The sequence below is a fragment of the Pseudomonas sp. FP453 genome, from assembly GCF_030687495.1.
Lineage (GTDB): Bacteria > Pseudomonadota > Gammaproteobacteria > Pseudomonadales > Pseudomonadaceae > Aquipseudomonas.
In genome coordinates, this window is sequence record NZ_CP117435.1 from 3,511,848 (window position 1) to 3,525,388 (window position 13,541).

Here is a 13,541-nt window from a genome sequence, read left to right on the forward strand (position 1 = left end):
GGCCGCCCTCTTGGGGATTAACGATCAGTGCACACTCGGCACCGGTTCACCGACCACCGCGCGCCGTTGCCGGCAGCTGTACAGGTAGCAGAGCAGCCCCAGCAGGAACACCACGCCGCTGGCCAAGCGCGCCCAGAACAAGGTGTTCAGATGCTCCACCGTGGCCATGAACGGCAGTGCCACGCCGTCCACCGGCCAACGCTGCAACCACACCTGCACCGCGCCGGCGGCGGTGAGGAACACGGTGATCATCACCATCGACAACACCATCAACCAGAAGCCCCAGACCTCAATGGTCTGCGCGCGTGCATCCGGCGCTTCACCAAGGCCACGCAGGCGCGGCATGGCGTAGCTGATCAAGGTCATCACGATCATGGCGTAGGCCCCGAAGAACGCCAGGTGCCCGTGGGCTGCCGTGAGCTGGGTGCCGTGGGTGTAGAAGTTGACCGGTGCCAAGGTGTGCAGGAAACCCCAGACCCCGGCGCCGAAGAATGCCGTCACCGTGGTGCCCTTGGCCCACAGCGTTGCGGCGCGGTTGGGGTGCTCGCGGCGCCGGCGTTTGACCATGGTAAAGGCGAACATCACCATCGCCAGGAACGGCAGCGGTTCCAGCGCCGAGAAGATCGAGCCGACCCACAGCCACACCTGCGGCGCGCCGATCCAGAAGAAGTGGTGACCGGTGCCGATGATCCCGGTGATCAAGGCCATGGCGATGATCACGTACAGCCACTTCTCCACCACTTCGCGGTCGACACCGGTGACCTTGATCAGCACGAACGCCAGCATCGAGCCCATGATCAATTCCCACACGCCTTCGACCCACAGGTGCACCACCCACCACCAGTAGAACTTGTCCCGCGCCAGGTTGCCGGGGTTGTAGAAGGAGAACAGGAAGAACACCGCGAGGCCGATCAGCCCGGTCATCATCACCATGCTCACCGTGGTCTTGCGGCCCTTGAGCAGGGTCATGCCGATGTTGTAGAGAAAGCCCAGGCAGACCACCACGATGCCCATCTTGGTGATGGTCGGTTGCTCAAGGAACTCGCGGCCCATGGTGGGCAGCAGCTCGTTGTGGGTGAGCTTGGCCAGCGCCGCATAGGGCACCAGCAGGTAGCCGAGGATGGTCAGCACCCCGGCCACGGCAAACACCCAGAACAACAGGATCGCCAGTTTCGGACTGTGCAACTCGCGGTCCGCCTCCTCGGGCACCAGGTAATAGGCGGCGCCCATGAAGCCGAACAGCAGCCAGACGATCAGCAGGTTGGTGTGGACCATCCGCGCCACGTTGAACGGGATCAACGGGAAGAGGAAGTCACCCACCACGTATTGCAGGCCCATGATCAGGCCGAACAGCACCTGGCCGACAAACAGCATCAGGGCAAACACAAAGTAAGGTTTGGCCACGGCCTGGGATTGGAATTTCAGATAGGGGTTGGCGCTGCGCATGGCTCAGCCCTCCTTGTTCGGTGGCCAGTTATTGGTGTCGATCTTCGAGCTCCACTTGAGGAACTCGGCCAGATCACCCACTTCCTGGTCACTGAGATTGAATTGCGGCATGGCCCGGCGCCCGGGCACGCCCAGGGGTTGCATCTTCATCCAGGCGTGCAGGAACGGCTTGAACCCTTCGTCACCGCCCCGGCGCTGGAACACATTGCCCAGCTCCGGCGCAAAGTACGCGCCCTCGCCCAACAGGGTGTGGCAGCCGACACAGTTGTTGCGCTCCCACACGCCCTTGCCGCGCACAACCGATTCAGTGAGCTGATCGACGTTGCTACGGGTGGGAAAGGTTTGCTCGGTGTGGTAGGTCAGGGCCAGGAAAATCAGGAAGAAGAACACGCTCCCTCCGAAGTAGATATTCCTGGCCATGCCCTTGGTGAAGGTCTCTGACATGGTCGTCTTCCTCATGGCTTGGCGGGGGCCATGATAGGAAGGCGGGGGGTGAAAAGTGATTGATGGCGATCAAGAAGTGGGGATTGCGGGTGGGATGGGCCTACCCCCGATGGCCATAGGTATCTACACAACTACCGGACCTGACAAAACCCGAAGCGTTGGCTCTTGATCTGGCTTGTGATCTTGATCTTAGGCGCCCCGTTAACCACGCTGGCCGAACGCAGGCTTGAATCCGTGGGTAACCCGGCAGGACGCCGGGTTAGCCGTCCTGGGCCAAGGATGGCCCATGACGGCGGCCCACGGATTCAAGCCGGGGAGAGGCCACACCGAGCCAAGGCGAGGTGCCGAGTGGTGGGGCGAGGACCTTTTGCTTACTTTTGGGTCCTTCCAAAAGTGAGCCGCTGTAAGAGCGGAACCGTCAGTGGCCGTGACCGCAGCAATGGATATGTACTCCGACCCAAAAGCTCCGGCGCCATGCACATAGTCATCGCAGCGATGCGGCGACCCGACAAGCCAGCTCCCACCTCAGAGCGGTGTGCAACCAACAAAACTCAACCGCCTGACAGGCCGTCTTCGCGAGCAAGCCCGCTCCCACAGTAGAGCCGGTTTACACCCGGTAAAAATCGCCCGACTGCCAGGCAGTCACGGGAGCAAGCTCCCTCGCCACAGGTCCAGCAGCCGCCCTCCGCCCCCATGCCTATGTACTCAACGCTCATCGCTTACTCCGTTAGTTTTCATAGGGATAAGTGCCCACGCGCGCTCCAAGCTTACTGCCCTCCGTACCTCCCAATAGGGTTGCGGTCGTTCATTGATAAATGCGTAGGGTCCTTGCATCGCGTGCACCTCCAAGACTGTGGCGCACGACTATAGGAAGGCACTGCCGAGGGGGTGAGTCATCGTCCGGGGCGAAACTCATGTTTCGGAAGCGAACGACAAGTGAGCAGGCAATTGCCTACATAAACGAGCCACTGACTTAACGCTGTCAGCAGATAACACCGATCAGCAGCACCAGCACCACAGCCCATCCCAACAACATCCCGCGCCACCCCCAGGGCGCATGCCGCAACTCCATAAACCCGTCCGCAATCAGCCACGCCTTGGAGGCCGCCAACAACAGCACCACCAACCACACCCCCGCAGCGCCCGCCAGCACCGTCCCGGCACTCAGCGACACCAGCACCGCCCAACACACCAGCAACCCCTGCGACGCACTCATCGGCCCTCACCCCATCACGTAGACCACCGGAAACAACACCACCCACACCAGGTCCACCATGTGCCAGTACAGCACCCCCGACTCCACCCCGCTCACTGCCACCCTTCCGCGCCAGCAGGCCATGGCCAGCCAGCCGAGGATCAGCATGCCCAGCAGCACATGCAAAAAATGAAACCCCGTGAGCATCCAGTACAAGGTAAAGAACCGGCTGTACTCCAAGCCCAGTCCAACACCGGCAAGGTGGCTGTATTCGCCGAGCTTGATCGCGACGTACACCAGCGCTACCAGCAAGGCCGCCCCAAACAAGGCGGCGCCACGCCGTGACCGTTGCACGCGCACCTGTTGCACTGCCAACGCCGCGAGCAAGCCCGCGGTCAGCAGGCTCACCGTCATCGCCAGCCCGGTGGAGCTGTCCAGCTGGCTGCGGCCTGCGGCAAACCCTTCAGGTTCGAGGCGCTGCGTGACGACAAATGCGAGGATCAAAATCGCAAACACCGTCAGCTCGGCAAGGATGAAAAACCACATCGCCAAGTCACCCCGCAGGCGGCGCGGTTCAGGCAAAGTGCACATCCACCACGTCCATCAATGCCGCGACGGTTTGCGGGTCGTCGCTCAGGGCCTGGGCCAGGCAGGCCAGGCAGGCTTCGCGCGGTGGCATGCCGGCGGCGATCAGGCGGGCGGTGAAGATCAGCAAGCGCGTGGAGGCGACTTCCTCCAGGTCGTGTTGATCGAGACGGCGCAACGCCTGGCCCAAGCGCACCACTTCAGCCGCCAGCGCACTGTCCACCTGGGCCTCCTGGGCGACGATGCGCGCTTCGTCCGCCGCCGCCGGATAGTCGAAGCGCATGGCCACAAAGCGCTGGCGGGTGCTGGGTTTCATGCCCTTGAGCAGGTTCTGGTAACCGGGGTTGTACGACACCACCAGCATGAACGACGGCGGCGCCTTGACCACTTCCCCCGTGCGTTCCAGGTACAACTCGCGGCGGTCGTCGGCCACCGGGTGCAGGACCACCGCCGTGTCCTGGCGGGCCTCGACCACTTCATCCAGGTAACAGATGCCACCTTCGCGCACGGCGCGGGTCAGCGGGCCGTCCTGCCACCAGGTGCCCTGGGCGCCGATCAAGTGGCGGCCAATCAGGTCGGCGGCGCTGAGGTCGTCGTGACAGGCCACGGTGTACAGCGGCAACTGCAGGCGGTGCGCCATATGCTGCACAAAGCGCGTCTTGCCGCAGCCGGTGGGGCCCTTGATCAGCACCGGCATGCGGTGGTGCCAGGCGTGTTCGAACAGCAGGCATTCATTGTCGACGGGTTGATAGAACGGCTCGGTCATCACACACATCCAAAGCAGGTTTGCGGCCACGCTAAGGGCGCCTGCGACAACCTGGCAAGCGCTACCCAAGGCAAACTTGATCGCCGTCAAGCGAGCATTGCAACACCTCGCCATAGTCTGGCCAGGCACTAAGAACCTGCGCCCGCACCCCGTTGCGCGGCACCGCAAAGGTCTCGCCTGAGGAGTAAATGGAATGCTGACTCGCCACACAAAAACCTTCACCCTGAGCCTCGCCAGCCTGAGCTGCGCGCTGGCCCTCGTCCTGCCCTTGAGCGCCCATGGCGCCGCCACGCCCGCCGTGGTGAAAACCGCCGGTGCGCCGGACATCAGCCAGGCCGACTTCGACGCCTCCAAGCAGATTTACTTCGAACGCTGCGCCGGCTGCCACGGCGTGCTGCGCAAGGGCGCCACCGGCAAACCGCTGACCCCGGACATCACCCAATCCCGTGGCCAGGCGTACCTCGAAGCGCTGATCACCTACGGTTCCCCCGCCGGCATGCCGAACTGGGGCACCTCCAATGCGCTGACCAAAGCCCAGATCAGCAGCATGGCCACCTTCATCCAGCACACCGCGCCCACTCCGCCGGAATGGGGCATGGCCGAGACGCTCAAGACCTGGAAAGTGCTGGTCAAGCCTGAAGACCGGCCGAAGCGCCAGCTGAATAAACTCAACCTGGACAACCTGTTCTCCGTGACCCTGCGCGACGACGGCAAGATCGCCCTGATCGATGGCGACACCAAGCAGATCGTCAAGCTGATCGACACCGGCTACGCCGTGCACATCTCGCGGATTTCCGCCTCGGGGCGCTACCTGCTGGTGATCGGCCGCGATGCCAAGATCGACATGATCGACCTGTGGCCCGCCGAGCCGACCAAGGTCGCCGAGATCAAGGTCGGCATCGAAGCGCGCTCGGTGGAGACCTCCAAGTTCAAGGGCTTCGAGGACAAATACACCATCGCCGGCTCCTACTGGCCGCCGCAGTTCACGATCATGGACGGCGAAACCCTGGAGCCCAGGCAGATCGTCTCGACCCGCGGCATGACCGTGGACAAGCAGGAGTACCACCCCGAACCGCGCGTGGCGGCGATCATTGCCTCCCACGAATGGCCGGAGTTCATCGTCAACGTCAAGGAAACCGGCAAGGTCATGCTGGTCAACTACCAGGACATCAAGAACCTCACCATCACCACTATCGACGCTGCGCCGTTCCTGCATGACGGCGGTTGGGACAGCACCCACCGCTACTTCCTCACGGCAGCCAACAACTCGAACAAGGTCGCGGTGATCGACTCCAAGCTGCGCACCCTCACCGCCCTGGTGGACGTCGGCAAGACCCCGCACCCCGGGCGTGGCGCCAACTTCGTGCACCCGCAATACGGGCCGGTGTGGGCCACCAGCCACTTGGGCGATGGCGGCATCTCGGTGATCGGCACCGACCCGATCAAGCACGCGCAATACGCCTGGAAACAGGTGGCATCCCTCAGCGGCCAAGGGGGCGGCTCGCTGTTTATCAAGACCCACCCCAACTCCCATCACCTCTACGTCGACACCACCCTCAACCCCGACGCCAAGCTCAGCCAGTCGGTGGCGGTATTCGACATCAACCAACTCGACAAGGGCTACAGCGTGCTGCCGATCGCCGAGTACTCGGGCATCAAGCAAGGCGCACTGCGTGTGGTGCAACCGGAATACAACAAGGCCGGTGACGAGGTGTGGTTCTCGGTGTGGAACGGCCAGACCGAGGAGTCGGCGCTGGTGGTGATCGACGACAAGACCCTCAAGCTCAAGCAGGTGATCAAGGACAAACGGCTGATCACACCGACCGGCAAGTTCAACGTGTTCAACACCCAACACGACATTTATTGAGCCGCATCAACAAGAGAACCCGCCATGAAAAATATGCTCCTCGCATTGCTCGCCAGCACCGCCTTTATCGGCCTGCAACCGGCCCTCGCCGAGGACGGCCCGGCGCTGTTCAAGAGCAAACCTTGCGCGGCCTGCCACAGCATCGACAGCAAAGTGGTCGGGCCGTCGCTCAAGGAGGTCGCCGCCAGGAACGCCGCGGTCAAAGACGCGGCCACCACCCTCGCCAGCCATATCAAGAACGGTACCCAGGGCAACTGGGGACCGATCCCGATGCCGCCGAACCCGGTGACGGATGACGAAGCGAAGACGTTGGCCACCTGGATCCTGACCTTGAAATGACCCCAAGGAGCACGCCATGCAAGTTTCGATGATCGGTTCGGCCGCGGCGCTGCTCCTACTTATTCCCGCGCCCGTCAACGCGGCCGTGGATGCGCCGCGCCTGGAGCATCTGCTGACCCAGGACTGCGGCGCCTGCCACGGCCTGTACCTGACCGGCGGCCTTGGCCCGCCTCTGACGCCCCAGGCCCTGGCCGGGCAAAGCCGTGACAGCCTGATCGCCACCGTGACCCATGGCCGCCCGACCCGCGCGATGCCTGGCTGGGCACCGCTGCTCAACGCCAGTGAGATCGCCTGGCTGGTCGACCGTCTCTTGCAAGGAAGCCTCGCGCCATGATCCGTCCCCTGTGTTTATCCCTGTGCCTGTTGCTCGGCGCCTGCACCCAGCCGACGTTGCGCGGCACCGGCGACCTCGGCTTGGTGATCGAACGCGCCAGCGCCAGTGTGCAAATCATTGAAACCAGCGGCATGACCGCCCTGGCACGCCTCAATGGCCTGGGCGACCTGTCCCACGCCTCGGTGGTGTTTTCCCGCGACCAGCGCTACGCCTATGTGTTTGGCCGCGACGGCGGGCTGACCAAGGTCGACTTGCTGGGCCAGCGCATTGAAAAACGCATCATCCAGGGCGGCAACAGCATCGGCGGCGCGATCAGCCAGGATGGGCGCCTGATTGCCGTGTCCAATTACCTGCCCGGCGGGGTCAAGGTGTTCGATGCCGCCACCCTCGCCCAGGTCGCGGACATCCCCGCGACCGCCTTGCCCGATGGCAAGCGCTCGCGGGTGGTGGGTCTGGTGGACGCGCCCGGCCAGCGTTTCGTGTTCAGCCTGTTCGACACCGGCGAGATCTGGAGCGCGGACTTCAGCCACGGCACCCCACCCACTATCACCCGCTACAACGACATCGGCGAGCAACCCTACGACGCCCTGATCACCGCCGATGGCCGCTACTACATGGCCGGGCTGTTCGGAGAAGACGGCATGGCCCAGCTCGACCTGTGGCACCCGGAACAAGGCGTCAAGCGGGTGCTCGCCGACTACGGCCGCGGCCAGGCGAAACTGCCGGTGTACAAGATGCCCCACCTCGAAGGTTGGGCCGTGGCCGACCACCAGGCCTTCGTGCCTGCCGTGGGCCGCCACCAAGTATTGGTGATGGATTCACGCAGCTGGCAGCAGACCGCGACCATCGCCGTGGCCGGCCAGCCGATCTTCGTCACCGCGCGGCCGGACGGGCGCCAGCTGTGGGTCAACTTCGCCTACCCGGACAACGATCGCGTGCAGGTGCTCGACACCCAGACCCACCAGATCGTCGCCGACCTGCGCCCCGGTCCCGGCGTGCTGCACCTGGAGTTCACCGGGCGTGGCGAGCAGCTGTGGCTGTCGGTGCGCGACGGTGAGCAGGTGCAGGTCTGGGACCCCTATCGCCTGACCTTGCTCAAGACCTTGCCGGCCTTGAGCCCCAGTGGAATTTTCTTCAGCAGCCGCGCGCAAAAAATGGGGTATTGAGATGGACCTTGACCTGCTCAGCCAGCAATTGATCGAACGCTACCAGCACGGCATGCCGCTGTGCGCCGAGCCCTATCGGGAAATGGCCCAGGTGCTGGGCTGCCGCGAAGCCGAGGTGATGGCCTGCCTGCAACGCCTGGAACTGGCCGGCGCCCTCTCGCGCATCGGCCCGGTGTTCGAGCACACCCGCGCCGGCGCCAGCACCCTGGCCGCCCTGGCGGTGCCGCTGGAACGCCTGGAACAGGTGGCCCGGCGGGTCAGCCAGTACCCGGAGGTCAATCACAACTATGCCCGCGAGCACCATTACAACCTGTGGTTCGTGCTCACCGGGCCGCACCGCCAGCACTTGGAACAGGTCCTGGACGAGCTGGAGAAAGACACCGGCCTGCGTCCCCTGGATTTGCCAATGCTCACCGCCTACCGCATCGACCTCGGGTTCTCCCTGGGAGCCCATCCGTGATCACGCCCCTGAACCACGAACAAATGCTCGACCTGCGCCAGTGCCTGGAACGCGGTTTGCCGGTGGTAAAGCGGCCCTATGACGACCTCGCCGAGCGCATCGGCGCCCATCACGACCAGGTGCTGCAACAGATGCAGCAATGGCAGGAGCAAGGCCTGTTCCGCCGTGTCGGCCTGGTCCTCAACCACCGCGCCCTGGGTTTTGTCGCCAATGCCATGCTGGTGCTCGACGTGCCGGATGCGCTGGTGGATGAAGTGGGCACGCGCCTGGGCCGCGCGCCGCGCATCAACCTGTGTTACCAGCGCCCGCGCCGCCTGCCGCTGTGGCGCTACAACCTGTTCTGCATGGTGCATGGCCGTGAACGCGAGGAGGTCACCGCGCATATCCGCGCAGTGCTGGAGCAGCAACAGCTGAGTGACCTGCCCCACCACCTGCTGTTCAGTACCTGCGCCTACAAACAATGCGGCGGGCGTTTTGCGCCGCCACCGTCCCAGGTATGGGCCCATGGATGACCTCGACCGCCGCCTGATCAACCGCCTGCAACACGGCCTGCCGCTGGTGCGCCAACCCTGGCAGCAACTGGCGCAGGAGTTGGCCAGCCGCCCCTGCGAACTGCTCGACCGCCTGCATGATCTGCTGGAAGACGGCGTGCTGACGCGCTTCGGCCCGATGTTTGACATCGAGCAGCTCGGCGGCGCCTTTACCCTCGCCGCCCTGGCCGTCCCCGAAGGGCGCTTCGAGACGGTGGCCGCGCAACTCAATGACCTGCCGCAAGTGGCCCACAACTACCGCCGCGAGCACCACTGGAACATGTGGTTCGTACTGGCCTGCGCCAGCGCCGCGGAGCTGGCACAGGCCCTGTCCCGCATCGAAGCCCTCACCGGGCTGGCGGTGCTCAACCTGCCGAAGGAGCACACCTACCATGTCGGTCTGTATTTCCCGGTCTGACAACGCCCTGGCCCTGCGCCTGATCGCCCTGACCCAAAGCGGCCTGCCGCTGGTGGAGGATCCCTGGGCGTGGCTTGCCGAGCAATTGGGCGTCAGCGTCGAATCGACCCTGGACCTGCTCAAGCGCCTGCAAGCCGAAGGTGCGATCCGCCGCATCGCCGCCGTGCCCAATCACTACCGCCTGGGTTATCGGCACAACGGCATGACCGTGTGGGACGTGGCCGACGCGCAGCTGCCGCGCCTGGGCGAACTGCTGGGCGCGCAGCCCTTCGTCAGCCATTGCTACCGCCGCCCGCGCCGCGCGGATTGGCCGTACAACCTGTTCGCCATGGTGCATGGGCGCAGCCGCGAAGAGATCGACAGCTACCGCGAACACCTGCGCTACCTGCTGGGCGATGCCTGCCGTGCCGACGAGATGCTGGTGAGCAGCCGCATCCTGAAAAAAACCGGCCTGCGCCGGCCCCCCTCGCACTAAGGAGTTGCCATGCTGCGGATCAGTCAGTACTTGCGCACAGTGGCCGGCCAATGCCCGCCACCCCGCACCTCGACGCCGGGCAGTGAGCGCCCGCCGGTGGTGATCTGGAACCTGTTGCGCCGCTGCAACCTCACCTGCAAACACTGTTACGCCACCAGCGCCGACAGCGTGTTTCGCGATGAGTTGGACACTGCCACGGCGCTGCGGGTGATCGACGATCTGCACGACGCCGGGGTGCGCGTGTTGATCCTGTCCGGCGGCGAACCCTTGCTGCGCGAGGACCTGTTCCAGCTCAGCGCCTACGCCCGGCAAAAAGGCTTTTTCGTCGCGCTGTCCACCAACGGCACGCTGATCGACGAGCACAACATCCAGCAGATCGCCGACGCCCGCTACGACTACGTGGGCATCAGCATCGATGGGCTGGAGGCCACCCACGATGCGTTTCGGCAAATGCACGGCAGTTTCCGGCGCTCGCTGCACGCCATCCGCCTGTGCCGCGAAGCCGGGATTCGCGTGGGCCTGCGCACCACGCTGACCCAGGAAAACCATGCCCAGTTGCCACAACTGCTGGCGCTGATGCGCAGCTACGACGTGCAGAAGTTCTACCTGTCGCACCTCAACTACAGCGGGCGCGGCAAACGCAGTCGCCTGCTGGACGCCCACCGCCAGATGGGTCGCGAGGCCATGACGCTGATTTTCCAGCAGGCCTGGGATGACATCGAACAGGGCGTGGCCAGCGACTTTGTCAGCGGCAACAACGACGCCGACGCCATCCTCTTGCTGCAATGGGTGCACCGCCACCTGCCCGAGCACTACCCGCAACTGGAACACCTGCTGCACGGCTGGGGCGGCAATGCGTCGGGCAGTGGCATCGCGAATATCGACAACACCGGCGAAGTGCACCCGGACACCTACTGGTGGCAGCACTCGGTGGGCAACGTGCGCAACACCCGCTTCCGCCACCTCTGGCTGGACCAGCCCGACCCGTTGCTGCTGCGCCTGCGCGAGCACCCGCGACAGATCGGCGGGCGCTGTACCGAGTGCCGTTGGCTGGCGATCTGCAACGGCAACACGCGGACCCGCGCCTGGGCCGATGGCGACCTCTGGGGCCCGGACCCGGGCTGTTATCTGAGCGACACCGAGATCGCCCGCCACCCCCTCGACCTGATCCCGTGCGCTACCCGGTGACACAACCGCGGGCGCCTTCCTGATGATGAACCAAGGACGTCTCATGCACCTACCGACCGCCTTACCCGCCAGTTTGCATAGCCCTTTCCACCCCGGCGAAGTCGCGCTGGTGGGCGCCGGCCCCGGCGACCCTCGCCTGCTGACGCTGCGCGCCTGGAGCCTGTTGATGCAGGCCGACGCGGTGGTGTTCGACCGCCTGATCAGCGCCGAACTGCTGAGCCTGATCCCCCTCAGCTGCGCGCGTCACTACGTCGGCAAGGCCAGCGGCTACCACAGCCTGCCCCAGGCGCAACTCAACGCACTGCTGGCGGAGTTGGCCGAGCAGGGTCAGCGCGTGGTGCGCCTCAAGGGTGGCGACCCGTTCATCTTCGGGCGCGGCGCCGAGGAGTTGGAATACCTGCTCGCGCGCGACATTCCCTGCCAGGTGGTGCCGGGCATCACCGCCGCGTCCGGGTGCAGCGCCTACGCGGGGATCCCGTTGACCCACCGCGACCTGGTCAACTCCTGCCGCTTCGTCACCGGGCATTTGCAACGCGACGGCGCATTGAAACTGCCATGGGCCAGCCTCGCCGAGCCCAGCCAGACCCTGGTGTTCTACATGGGCCTGGCGAACCTGGCGCTGATCGCCGAACACCTGATGGCCGCCGGCTTGCCGGGCGATACGCCGGCGGCGCTGATCAGCAACGGTGCGCGGGCCGACCAGCACGTGGCCCGTGGCACCTTGCGCCAGTTGCCGACCCTGGCCGCCGACTGCGAACCCGGCGTGCCGACCCTGACGGTGATCGGCGCGGTGGTCGACCTGTTTGCCGACGCCGCCCTGCACTACCCGGCCAGCCTGTCGGCGCCCCGCGCAGCGGTGGCGCTATGAAACGCCTGTGGCTGCTGCCGTTGCTGTGGGCCAGCGCCGCCCATGGCACACCGGACGAGGACTACCAGCAGTATTGCGAGAGTTGCCATGGCCTCAATCGCATCGGCGCCAGCGGCCCGGCACTGCTGCCGGAAAGCCTCGGGCGGATCAAGCCACACGAGGTGCGAGAGGTCATCGCCCAAGGCCGCGCGGCCAGCCAGATGGCCGCCTTTGCGCCGCAACTGAGTGCGGCACGGATCGACGCCCTGGCGGACTTTCTGCAACAACCGCCGGTCACGCCAGTCAGTTGGGCGGCGCAAGACATCCGCAACAGCCACCGCCTGCTGGCCGACCTGCGCCAGTTACCGACAACCCCGCAACACCACGCCGACCCGCTCAACCTGTTTGTGGTGGTGGAGTCCGGCGACCATCACATCGACATCCTCGACGGTGATCGCTTCACCGTGCTTGACCGTTTCGCCAGCCACTTTGCCGTGCACGGCGGGCCCAAGTTCTCGCCGGATGGACGCTTCGTGTACTTCGCCTCGCGGGATGGCTGGATCAGCCTGTACGACCTGCACAACCTCACCCTGATCGCCGAGATCCGCGCCGGGCTCAACACCCGCAACCTCGCGGTGAGCAAGGATGGGCGCTGGGTGCTGGTGGGCAACTACCTGCCGGGCAACCTGGTGGTGCTCGATGCGCGGGATTTGTCGCTGGTCAAGACACTGCCCACCGGCTCACGGGTCAGCGCCGTGTACACCGCACCGCCGCGCAACAGTTTTGTCGTGGCGCTCAAGGACGTGAACGAGGTGTGGGAGCTGTCCTATGCCGCCCAAACGCCCAGCTTCGAACCCCGACGCATCGCGGCCCGTGACGTGCTGGATGACTTCTCGTTCACCCCGGATTACCGCCAGTTGCTCGCCACGTCACGCAAGGCCGGTGGCGGCCAGGTGATCGACCTGGATTCCGGTGCCGTGGTCACGGATATCCCACTGGCGGGCATGCCGCACCTGGGCTCCGGCACCTATTGGCGGCGCAATGGCCAGTGGGTGTTCGCCACGCCGAATATCAGCCAGGGGCAAATCAGCGTGCTCGACCCCAGCACCTGGAAGTTGATCAAACAGATCCCCACCCTGGGCCCGGGGTTTTTCATGCGCAGCCATGTCAACTCGCGCTATGTGTGGAGCGATGTGTTCTTCGGCCCGGACAACGATGCCATCCACTTGATCGACAAACAGACCCTGGAAATCGCCCACACCCTGCGCCCGGTACCGGGCAAGACCGCCGCCCATGTGGAATTCACCCGCGATGGGCGCTACGTGCTGCTGAGCATCTGGGCCAGCGACGGCGCACTGATCGTGTACGACAGCCAGACGCTTGAAGAGATCAAGCGCCTGCCGATGAACAAGCCGTCGGGCAAGTACAACGTGGGCAACAAGATTGAGTTTGCCGAGGGTACGTCGCACTGAGGCTTTGTT

Annotated in this window: 16 protein-coding genes; 11 read left to right on the top strand and 5 right to left on the bottom strand. The window is 64.8% G+C overall.

Annotated elements, in window-relative coordinates; translation table 11 throughout:
- Positions 1–24 precede the first annotated feature (24 nt).
- The 5 genes from PSH87_RS15670 to PSH87_RS15690 all read right to left on the bottom strand — a co-directional run bounded on the left by PSH87_RS15670 (position 25) and on the right by PSH87_RS15690 (position 4,436).
- On the bottom strand, positions 25–1,446 hold the full coding sequence (locus tag PSH87_RS15670; protein WP_305430117.1) for a cbb3-type cytochrome c oxidase subunit I: 1,422 nt from the start codon (positions 1,444–1,446) through the stop codon (positions 25–27).
- Positions 1,447–1,449: 3 nt separating this feature from the next.
- Positions 1,450–1,890 (bottom strand): cytochrome c, encoded by a 441-nt coding sequence (locus PSH87_RS15675; protein ID WP_305430118.1) that lies wholly within the window; start codon positions 1,888–1,890, stop codon positions 1,450–1,452.
- Between the two features lie 982 nt (positions 1,891–2,872).
- Entirely contained in the window at positions 2,873–3,106 is a 234-nt protein-coding gene (locus tag PSH87_RS15680) for a cytochrome C oxidase subunit IV family protein (RefSeq protein WP_305430119.1), read from the bottom strand.
- A gap of 6 nt (positions 3,107–3,112) precedes the next feature.
- Positions 3,113–3,676, bottom strand: coding sequence for a cytochrome c oxidase subunit 3 (locus PSH87_RS15685; RefSeq protein WP_305430121.1), 564 nt, complete (start codon positions 3,674–3,676; stop codon positions 3,113–3,115).
- Entirely contained in the window at positions 3,660–4,436 is a 777-nt protein-coding gene (locus PSH87_RS15690) for a CbbQ/NirQ/NorQ/GpvN family protein (protein ID WP_305430122.1), read from the bottom strand. Before PSH87_RS15690 ends, PSH87_RS15685 begins: the two co-directional genes overlap by 17 nt.
- 193 nt (positions 4,437–4,629) lie before the next feature.
- Between PSH87_RS15690 and PSH87_RS15695 the strand changes: the two genes are divergently transcribed.
- From PSH87_RS15695 to PSH87_RS15745, 11 genes are read left to right on the top strand one after another with little or no spacing between them, the layout of a single operon-like run.
- Positions 4,630–6,303 carry a cytochrome D1 domain-containing protein gene (locus PSH87_RS15695; RefSeq protein ID WP_305430123.1) on the top strand — a complete coding sequence of 558 codons (1,674 nt, stop codon included), beginning with the start codon at positions 4,630–4,632 and terminating at the stop codon, positions 6,301–6,303.
- 24 nt (positions 6,304–6,327) lie between these two features.
- Positions 6,328–6,642, top strand: a complete 315-nt coding sequence (locus tag PSH87_RS15700) for a c-type cytochrome (RefSeq protein WP_017738911.1) — start codon at positions 6,328–6,330, stop codon at positions 6,640–6,642.
- Positions 6,643–6,658: 16 nt separating this feature from the next.
- A complete protein-coding gene (locus PSH87_RS15705) occupies positions 6,659–6,976 on the top strand; it encodes a cytochrome c (protein WP_305430124.1) in 318 nt (105 codons plus the stop codon).
- Complete coding sequence (locus PSH87_RS15710; RefSeq protein ID WP_305430125.1) at positions 6,973–8,142, top strand: cytochrome D1 domain-containing protein; 1,170 nt, start codon at positions 6,973–6,975, stop codon at positions 8,140–8,142. Before PSH87_RS15705 ends, PSH87_RS15710 begins: the two co-directional genes overlap by 4 nt.
- Before the next feature lies 1 nt (position 8,143).
- Positions 8,144–8,602 (top strand): Lrp/AsnC family transcriptional regulator, encoded by a 459-nt coding sequence (locus PSH87_RS15715; protein ID WP_305430126.1) that lies wholly within the window; start codon positions 8,144–8,146, stop codon positions 8,600–8,602.
- A gap of 23 nt (positions 8,603–8,625) precedes the next feature.
- Positions 8,626–9,114 carry an AsnC family protein gene (locus PSH87_RS15720; RefSeq protein WP_370695325.1) on the top strand — a complete coding sequence of 163 codons (489 nt, stop codon included), beginning with the start codon at positions 8,626–8,628 and terminating at the stop codon, positions 9,112–9,114.
- On the top strand, positions 9,107–9,550 hold the full coding sequence (locus tag PSH87_RS15725; protein WP_017738916.1) for an Lrp/AsnC family transcriptional regulator: 444 nt from the start codon (positions 9,107–9,109) through the stop codon (positions 9,548–9,550). Before PSH87_RS15720 ends, PSH87_RS15725 begins: the two co-directional genes overlap by 8 nt.
- A complete protein-coding gene (locus tag PSH87_RS15730; protein ID WP_305430129.1) occupies positions 9,525–10,025 on the top strand; it encodes a nitrite reductase in 501 nt (166 codons plus the stop codon). The genes PSH87_RS15725 and PSH87_RS15730 overlap by 26 nt, the downstream gene beginning before the upstream one ends.
- 9 nt (positions 10,026–10,034) lie before the next feature.
- Positions 10,035–11,213 carry a heme d1 biosynthesis radical SAM protein NirJ gene (gene nirJ, locus PSH87_RS15735; protein ID WP_017738918.1) on the top strand — a complete coding sequence of 393 codons (1,179 nt, stop codon included), beginning with the start codon at positions 10,035–10,037 and terminating at the stop codon, positions 11,211–11,213.
- A gap of 43 nt (positions 11,214–11,256) precedes the next feature.
- Positions 11,257–12,081, top strand: a complete 825-nt coding sequence (gene cobA / locus PSH87_RS15740; protein ID WP_305430132.1) for a uroporphyrinogen-III C-methyltransferase — start codon at positions 11,257–11,259, stop codon at positions 12,079–12,081.
- On the top strand, positions 12,078–13,532 hold the full coding sequence (locus tag PSH87_RS15745; protein ID WP_305430133.1) for a nitrite reductase: 1,455 nt from the start codon (positions 12,078–12,080) through the stop codon (positions 13,530–13,532). The genes cobA and PSH87_RS15745 overlap by 4 nt, the downstream gene beginning before the upstream one ends.
- Positions 13,533–13,541 lie beyond the last annotated feature (9 nt).

Coding starts and splice junctions, on each gene's coding strand:
- PSH87_RS15670 (WP_305430117.1), bottom strand. CDS start 1,446: ATGCGCAGCGCCAACCCCTATCTGAAATTCCAATCCCAGGCCGTGGCC.
- PSH87_RS15675 (WP_305430118.1), bottom strand. CDS start 1,890: ATGTCAGAGACCTTCACCAAGGGCATGGCCAGGAATATCTACTTCGGA.
- PSH87_RS15680 (WP_305430119.1), bottom strand. CDS start 3,106: ATGAGTGCGTCGCAGGGGTTGCTGGTGTGTTGGGCGGTGCTGGTGTCG.
- PSH87_RS15685 (WP_305430121.1), bottom strand. CDS start 3,676: ATGTGCACTTTGCCTGAACCGCGCCGCCTGCGGGGTGACTTGGCGATG.
- PSH87_RS15690 (WP_305430122.1), bottom strand. CDS start 4,436: ATGACCGAGCCGTTCTATCAACCCGTCGACAATGAATGCCTGCTGTTC.
- PSH87_RS15695 (WP_305430123.1), top strand. CDS start 4,630: ATGCTGACTCGCCACACAAAAACCTTCACCCTGAGCCTCGCCAGCCTG.
- PSH87_RS15700 (WP_017738911.1), top strand. CDS start 6,328: ATGAAAAATATGCTCCTCGCATTGCTCGCCAGCACCGCCTTTATCGGC.
- PSH87_RS15705 (WP_305430124.1), top strand. CDS start 6,659: ATGCAAGTTTCGATGATCGGTTCGGCCGCGGCGCTGCTCCTACTTATT.
- PSH87_RS15710 (WP_305430125.1), top strand. CDS start 6,973: ATGATCCGTCCCCTGTGTTTATCCCTGTGCCTGTTGCTCGGCGCCTGC.
- PSH87_RS15715 (WP_305430126.1), top strand. CDS start 8,144: ATGGACCTTGACCTGCTCAGCCAGCAATTGATCGAACGCTACCAGCAC.
- PSH87_RS15720 (WP_370695325.1), top strand. CDS start 8,626: ATGCTCGACCTGCGCCAGTGCCTGGAACGCGGTTTGCCGGTGGTAAAG.
- PSH87_RS15725 (WP_017738916.1), top strand. CDS start 9,107: ATGGATGACCTCGACCGCCGCCTGATCAACCGCCTGCAACACGGCCTG.
- PSH87_RS15730 (WP_305430129.1), top strand. CDS start 9,525: ATGTCGGTCTGTATTTCCCGGTCTGACAACGCCCTGGCCCTGCGCCTG.
- nirJ (WP_017738918.1), top strand. CDS start 10,035: ATGCTGCGGATCAGTCAGTACTTGCGCACAGTGGCCGGCCAATGCCCG.
- cobA (WP_305430132.1), top strand. CDS start 11,257: ATGCACCTACCGACCGCCTTACCCGCCAGTTTGCATAGCCCTTTCCAC.
- PSH87_RS15745 (WP_305430133.1), top strand. CDS start 12,078: ATGAAACGCCTGTGGCTGCTGCCGTTGCTGTGGGCCAGCGCCGCCCAT.